The organism is Nostoc sp. CHAB 5715 (genome assembly GCF_020829685.1).
Classification (GTDB): domain Bacteria; phylum Cyanobacteriota; class Cyanobacteriia; order Cyanobacteriales; family Nostocaceae; genus Nostoc.
Genome location: NZ_JAIVFR010000404.1, coordinates 1 through 6,308, shown reverse-complemented (window position 1 = coordinate 6,308; position 6,308 = coordinate 1). Strand labels below are relative to the sequence as shown.

Annotated in this window: 7 protein-coding genes and 3 pseudogenes; 8 read left to right on the top strand and 2 right to left on the bottom strand. The window is 42.3% G+C overall.

Going from position 1 to position 6,308, the window contains the following annotated elements; translation table 11 throughout:
* The 7 genes and pseudogenes from LC574_RS21455 to LC574_RS21425 form a co-directional block, all read left to right on the top strand.
* On the top strand, nt 1–522 hold a 522-nt coding region (locus LC574_RS21455; RefSeq protein ID WP_229455504.1), incomplete at its 5' end, for a TetR/AcrR family transcriptional regulator.
* On the top strand, nt 519–941 hold the full coding sequence (locus LC574_RS21450) for a hypothetical protein (protein ID WP_205748852.1): 423 nt from the start codon (nt 519–521) through the stop codon (nt 939–941). The genes LC574_RS21455 and LC574_RS21450, both read left to right, overlap by 4 nt.
* Before the next feature lie 5 nt (nt 942–946).
* Nucleotides 947–1,372: a DUF3995 domain-containing protein gene (locus LC574_RS21445; protein ID WP_166564340.1), complete on the top strand. Its 426-nt coding sequence runs from the start codon at nt 947–949 to the stop codon at nt 1,370–1,372.
* Between the two features lie 8 nt (nt 1,373–1,380).
* The gene (locus tag LC574_RS21440) at nt 1,381–1,959 is read left to right on the top strand and encodes an NAD(P)H-dependent oxidoreductase (protein ID WP_166564339.1); all 579 of its coding nucleotides are present in this window, start codon (nt 1,381–1,383) and stop codon (nt 1,957–1,959) included.
* 77 nt (nt 1,960–2,036) lie between these two features.
* The gene (locus LC574_RS21435) at nt 2,037–2,402 is read left to right on the top strand and encodes a DUF4260 domain-containing protein (protein ID WP_229455503.1); all 366 of its coding nucleotides are present in this window, start codon (nt 2,037–2,039) and stop codon (nt 2,400–2,402) included.
* Complete coding sequence (locus tag LC574_RS21430) at nt 2,383–2,823, top strand: PaaI family thioesterase (protein WP_166564337.1); 441 nt, start codon at nt 2,383–2,385, stop codon at nt 2,821–2,823. The genes LC574_RS21435 and LC574_RS21430 overlap by 20 nt, the downstream gene beginning before the upstream one ends.
* 60 nt (nt 2,824–2,883) lie before the next feature.
* Nucleotides 2,884–4,107, top strand: a pseudogene (locus LC574_RS21425) (TolC family protein); the annotation flags it as partial.
* Between the two features lie 44 nt (nt 4,108–4,151).
* On the opposite strand, the pseudogene LC574_RS21420 reads toward LC574_RS21425, so the two are convergent.
* Nucleotides 4,152–4,391: pseudogene (locus tag LC574_RS21420) on the bottom strand (2-isopropylmalate synthase); the annotation flags it as partial.
* A gap of 93 nt (nt 4,392–4,484) precedes the next feature.
* Nucleotides 4,485–5,006 (bottom strand): annotated as a pseudogene (locus LC574_RS21415) (NYN domain-containing protein).
* 908 nt (nt 5,007–5,914) lie between these two features.
* Here LC574_RS21415 and LC574_RS21410 point away from each other — a divergent pair.
* Nucleotides 5,915–6,308 (top strand): CHASE2 domain-containing protein (locus tag LC574_RS21410; protein ID WP_229455501.1); only part of this gene is annotated, 394 nt, incomplete at its 3' end.

Here is a 6,308-nt window from a genome sequence, read left to right as displayed (position 1 = left end):
GAAAAAACAAGTATCCGTAACATCGCCGATGCTATAGAATACAGTCCGGGTACCATCTATCTGTATTTCAAAGACAAAAACGAACTGCTTTTTGCCTTACACAGCGAATCCTTTATCGGGCTTATAAAATCATTTGAAGCGGTGGCTTATATTGAAAACCCCATGGATCAGCTGATCGGTATGGGAGAACAATACCTCCGGTATGGCCTTGAAAATCCGGAATTATATGACCTGATGTTCCTGATGATTTCACCCATTGAAGCCCTGGCCTGTAGCGACGACATCTGGGAAGATGGCAACAGGGCATTCGGCATGCTGAAAGCCGTGGTACAGAGATGTCTCGATGCCGGGCATTTCAAAGGCTACGATTTGGATGACCTTTCGATGATGGTGTGGGCGACCGTTCATGGGCTTGTTACGCTACATCTCCGCAAAAGAACACTGATGTTTGATGAATCCGAGAGAATTCCGAGGTTGATCAGAGCCCTGGAGTTATTCTCACAAACTTTGAAAAGTTTATGATTACAAGAGAAGCAAAATTAATGGCCGGAATCATCATTCTGACGGTTCCGTCCATTGCCTACGGAGGTACTTTTTTGTTATCGGTGCTGTCCGGTCAGTTTGATATGCCGCTGACAGACTTTCAGAAAAGCATGTTCCGTGCCGGTCATGCCCATGCGGGTGTTTTGGTGATCCTTTCACTGGTTACACTTCTTTTTGTTGATCACACGATATATAAGGAGAGAGTCAGATGGATGCTTCGTTCCGGTTTCCCGTTTGCAGCTATCCTGATCAGCGGAGGTTTTTTTGCAGCTGCTATCGGCAATCAGCTTAATCAGCCAAACAGCATGATCTGGATACTTTGGGTAGGTGTGGCTGTTTTCGGAATCTCATTGGTCGGTTTGGGGCTGGGTTTAATTCTTTCATACAAAAGACATTAGAAATCATGGTTATTACCTTGTCGGTTATCAATGCCCTTGTGTTTTTCCTGATTTCCGCTATCCATATCTATTGGGCTCTTGGGGGTAAATGGGGTGCCGCATATGCGATCCCGGGCAACATGAAAGGACAACTCTCTTTTCAACCCGGTGCATTGGCCACTCTGACAGTGGCTTTTGGCCTCATGGTATTTTCTTTTCTGATGCTCACCGGATCAGGATTAGTCTCTTTCAGCCCAATCGACAGATTCAAAGATACAGCCTTATACATCGTCAGCGGAATATTCCTGGTCAGGGCTATCGGCGAGTTCAGGTATGTCGGACTGACTAAAAAGATCAGAAATACAGCATTTGCCTTACTTGACACCCGTTATTATACCCCTTTATGCCTCTGGCTGTTTGCCAGTATTCTGTTTATTGCAGTAAAAAATTAATCACATTTATGAAAAAGATATTACTTATCCAGGGCCATCCCGACAAAGAAAGTTACTGCCAGGCCCTGGCCAATGCCTACCGGACCGGAGCTTTAAATGCAGGGGCAGAAATAGAGGTACTCAACATTTATGACCTGGAATTCAACCCCAACCTCGAGTATGGGTACAGAAAAAGGACCAACCTGGAACCGGACCTGATCGCGGCTCAGAAAAAGATTCTCTGGGCAGAACATATTGTTGTCGTTCACCCGCTGTGGTGGGGCGGTGTTCCGGCTTTGCTGAAGGGTTTTTTCGACCGTATTCTCCTGCCGGGATTCGCATTTGAGAAGATAGAAAACTCGCTCTGGTGGAAAAAACTACTGAAAGGAAGGACAGCCCGCATCATATGTACGATGGACCAGCCGGCCTGGTTTTACAGGATTTTTAACGGGGGGCCGGGCTACAAAGCCCTTAAAAGAATGACTTTCGAATTTTGCGGAATCTCCCCTGTCGGAATAACTTCTATAGGGCCGGTGAGGTTATCAAAAGAATCATTCAGGGCCAGAGAACTTGAAAAAGTCAGAAAGCTAGGAGAGAAAATGAAATAATATATCTGAAAGGATTTCTTTAATGAAAAGAAAGTACAGTAATTAAGCCTTTGTTTAATCTCTCAAACCCAGCCCTCATGAAAACCTTGATCACCCTTGAAGAAGCCGGACAGTTCTTTCTCGGCATTATTTTATTCAGTCAGCTGGACTATGCCTGGTGGTATTTCCCGGCTTGTCTGCTGTTACCGGACCTTAGCATGATAGGATATACGATAAACCCGAAAGACGGAGCATGGGTTTATAATTTTTTTCACCATAAAGCATTAGCCATATTCATTTATGGCATTGGAATTGCAATAGCATCTCCAATCTTGCTCTTATCTGGTGTAATTCTTTTTTCTCATTCGGCCATGGACAGGGTATTCGGCTATGGATTAAAATTTGAAAACGCGTTTAATAATACACATTTAGGTAAAATAGGCAATGACAAACAAAATAATTGAATTCTTTAAAGCCAACATCGGTAACAGGATGGGCGAAAACAGCCCTTCATTGCTGGCTAAATGGCTGGATGGCAAACTGGTAAGTGCAGAATTCGGAAGTCTGGGCTTTGAATTTGAAGTAAAGCCCGAATTTACCAACCCGGCCATGATACTCCACGGCGGTGTAGCTTCTGCCATGATGGACGAAGTGATCGGGGCAACGGTTTATTCCCTGGATAAGGGTGCTTTTTATGCTTCTGTCAACCTGAATGTCGACTTTCTGAACCCCGCCAAAATAGGTGAGATAATCCTCGTGAAATCAAGTATTGTCCGTAACGGCAACACGATTGTTCATGCTGAATGTCAGATCACCAACGAAAAAGGGGATATCATTGCCAAGTCGGTCAGCAATATGGTGAAGACCAGTTTTACGATGAAATAACCACGCAGATCCTATAAAATGTTTCCTAAAAGAAACAGCCCATATACCTAAAGAGTACTCATGAAAAAAATAACCTTTTACCTCTGTTTAACATGTATTGGCGGCCAGGCCGCAGCCCAGTCCGGGATTGTGCAAAGCTATGTGCAGCAGGGACTTGAAAGCAACCTGGCCCTGAAACAACAAAACCTCGAATTTGAGAAAGCGGTCAAAAACATTGACATCGCCAGAAGCAACCTTTCGCCAAGAATTGCGTTTGCTCCCAATTACACCCTGGCTGCCGGGGGGCGTAAACTTGATTTTCCGATCGGAGACTTGCTGAACCCGGTTTACAAAACCCTTAACCAGCTGACCTCCAGCTCCAATTTCCCGATGGTCGAGAATGTCAGCCAGCAGCTGGCCCCCAACAATTTTCATGAAACCAAAGTGACCTTTCAATATCCTATCTTCAATACGGATATCAAATACAATATCCTGCTGCAAAAGGAGCTGCTCCAAACCGAGGAGGCCAAAAGAAAAGCTCTGAAATATGAGCTGAGATATACGATTGAAACCGCCTACTATCAATATCTGCAGACACTTGAAACCATTAAGCTGATTGATCAGTCCAGGACTGTTTTATCCCAATTCCTGGTCCTGAATCAGAAACTGGTGGCTAATAATGTGGCTCTGAAAGACGCGGTCATGTCTACCGAATATGAGATCAGTAAACTGGATCAGCAGAATTCGGTTTTCCGCAAAAACCGGGAGTCGGCCAAAGCCTATTTTAACTTCCTGCTGAACCGCGATCTTACTACGGATATTATTGCAGATACCTCCCTGGTCAATATTCCTGTTCATGTGGAAGACCTGGAGCGGTCCAAGCAATCTGCCCTCATCAACAGGCCGGAATTTAATCAGCTGCAAAGCGGTATTAAGGTCAATGAGACGATTTTACTCATGCAGACCAAAAACGCAAAACTTCCTCAGCTGTCTGTAGGTGGCAGCACGGGTTTCCAGGGATTCGGATATACTTTCCGGAACCAGGCATATGCCCTGGCACAAATAGGCGTGCAATGGGATCTTTATCACGGATATGAAAAGAAGCACAAAATGCAGCAAACGAAAATCCAGAAGAGCATTCTTGAAACGAAAATCGAAGAAGTGAAACAGCAGGTCCAGCTCCAGGTCACCCAGGCCTATTATGATCTTGTATCTTCTGAAGAATCGCTGAAATCAGCCCTGGTAGGTGTCGAAAAAACGGAGAAGGTATTGAAAATAGTGGAAAGCCGCTATAAAAACGGGCAGGCCATCTATGTTGAATATTTTAAAGCCAAGAACGATGATATGGTGGCCAAACTGCAAATTACCGGACCATTTTCTGTCCCCACAATTTGGGCAATCTTGCTGACTGCTTCAAAATCTCCAGGACTGGCAAAGGCAAAGCCTGCCTCAATTATATCCACACCCAGACGCGCTAGTTGCTTGGCAATAACTAGCTTTTCGTCTATATTCAGAGTTGCTCCTGGACACTGCTCTCCATCTCGCAGTGTAGTATCAAAAATGATGATTCGGTCTGTTTTGTTTGTCATTTGTGCTTTCTTGTTTAATTTTTACTTATGTATCAAAATATCTTCAACCTTAGTTTTTTTTACTCTTACCTTTGTAAATAATTGCTAAGACTACTAACCTTCGGTTTTTTCTATTTGATCTCTGATATCATTTAAATCTATATATCTGTCAGTAGCATTCCGTAGTTCTCTAGCGATCATTCCTTCTGTCGATACTACTGTAATATGTGTATTTTTTGAACGTAATAGTTCGATTGCTCTTTCAAAATCTCCATCGCCACTGAATAATACTACTCGGTCATACTGGTCTACTGTATTAAACATATCTACAACAATTTCAATATCTAAATTCGCTTTTTGCGAGTAACGACCAGAGGTATCATCATAATATTCTTTAAGAATTTTAGTTCTAACTGTATATCCTAGACTAATTAGAGCATCTCTAAAACCTCGCTGATCTTGTGGGTCTTTTTAGCCAGTGTACCAGAATGCATTAATTAATGTTGTTTCTGATTGCTCATGTTTGAAGTATTCTAAAACTCGCCGCGGGTCAAAAAACCAACCATTTTTTTGTTGAGCATAGAACATATTGTTTCCGTCTACAAAAATAGACAGACGATTCATTGGAGAACCCATACAAATTTACACCTAATAATATATATGAATTTAGATGGAACAATAGATTATAGCAATTTTCAAATGCCTTGTTTGCTAATATCTATAAACTAACTCTTCATCTGTAGCTTTTATCCTACCTCTTTCAAGGCATAAAAACGCCTGCAACATTGGAGTTGAGATACTGGGTGCTAAACCTTATTCACCTCCGGCACTGCAAGAGCCACCCTGCGATCAAAATCTACCAATAAAATTGAACTAGTAACAGCATTCATAACTGTATAACACTAAATTTTACTCCTAAAGAGGTATGGCATAGGCTTAGGGTAGGATATAAGTTGATCCCTATCTATAGGTTTAGCTTTCAGTATAAGGATACGCTTTGTCGGGAGTACCAATATTGCGCCAAAGACAGAAGACAAGCTTGGGACAGCTTCTGGTAAAACCCCAGTTAAGCTAACGCGCCTACATATTGCACTATTTTCCGTGTAGACCGTCATTAGTCATTAGTCATTAGTCATTAGTTATTTGTGTTTACCAACGACAAAGGACAAAGGACAAAGGACAAATGACAAAGGACAACCTCACCAGTTGATGTGCAACTTAAATGCGTAACAGCTTAAGAACGTACTTGTTGGTTAGGTTAGGGGAAAATCTCGCCGCAACCAATTACAGAGATGAAGTATATCCGGCTATAATCTGTGAGACAATCACTCTTTTGTAACTCACTCAACAGAAAAATAATAATTTAGGCAGTACCTGAGTAGGAATCTCTTGGGGGCTACCTTTGCCAATAAAAGTTTGTTGATGAATAGAAGATACTTTACAAATGTATAAGATTGTCATTTAAATCTTATTTCAATGTGCTTGTACTAAAACGTGGTCTGAATAAATAAAAGTGTTGGACTTAAATCAATCAGTAACACGATATGGCAGAAAAACCTACATCTACCTTAACTAAAAACTATGTCTCTGCTGCCAATAGACACTCAAGTAAACCGACAAAGGTAACGTCAACAGCATCGGCTCGTCAGTCTAGGTGGATGATTCTCTTAGGTCATCTCCTCGCTGGCGGTTGGGCAATGGGTGCAGCAGTGCTGAGTGCTTCTGGTGGAGAATTAGTTCAATTGATGGAAAATAAGGCGCTTTCTGCCTTTTTTCAAGTGCGTGGCCCGATTTTGCCTCCGGAAGACATCGTAATTTTAGCAATAGACGATCAGTCAATATCAGTTCCCGCACAGTACTATAAAACAAATCCGAAACAGTATGCTTACTTAGAAACACTGAAATCTTATCCTTATAAACGGGCTGCTTATGCTCAGG